Source organism: Halobellus sp. Atlit-38R (genome assembly GCF_003665925.1).
GTDB lineage: Archaea > Halobacteriota > Halobacteria > Halobacteriales > Haloferacaceae > Haloquadratum > Haloquadratum inordinatus.
Genome location: NZ_QXIJ01000292.1, coordinates 1 through 472 on the forward strand (window position 1 = coordinate 1; position 472 = coordinate 472).

The window sequence follows — 472 nt, forward strand, 5'->3', positions numbered from 1 at the left end:
CGGTTTCGAGGATGGCCGGGTTCGGCGCGGAGAAAGCGCTGACGACGATATCGTAACCCCAGTTTATAATCTCGGGACGGGCAACCTCGACGGTGAGTTTATCGTCGGACTCTCTTTGTTCGTCCGACGAACCTTCGCTTGTGGAGATGTCGGCGGATTCTCTCTGTTCGTCCGACGAACCTCCACTCGCTTCGCTTGTGGAGGTGTTGGCGGATTCTCCCTGCTTGACGGACCAGAAGTCGTGTTGTTCCTTGTTTTCGGTCAGGGGTTCGAGGGGCATTACCTGAATCCCGTCGTAACCGGCGAAGGCGCGCTCCCACGGTTCGAGTGCGTCGCCAGCGCGTTGCTTCCCGGCGATATCCTCGTAGACCTCGGCGAGACCTGCGAGCGACCCGCGTTCGGTCGCGGTCCCCGGATGAATCTCCAGCATGCTCGTCGCTGGGTCGATACGCGGGAGACCGTCGTCTTCGGT

Annotated in this window: 1 protein-coding gene; it reads right to left on the reverse strand. The window is 60.6% G+C overall.

Going from position 1 to position 472, the window contains the following annotated elements:
- A partial coding sequence (gene gghA / locus D3D02_RS19445) for a glucosylglycerol hydrolase (RefSeq protein ID WP_304999808.1) occupies positions 1 to 472 on the reverse strand: 472 nt, incomplete at both ends.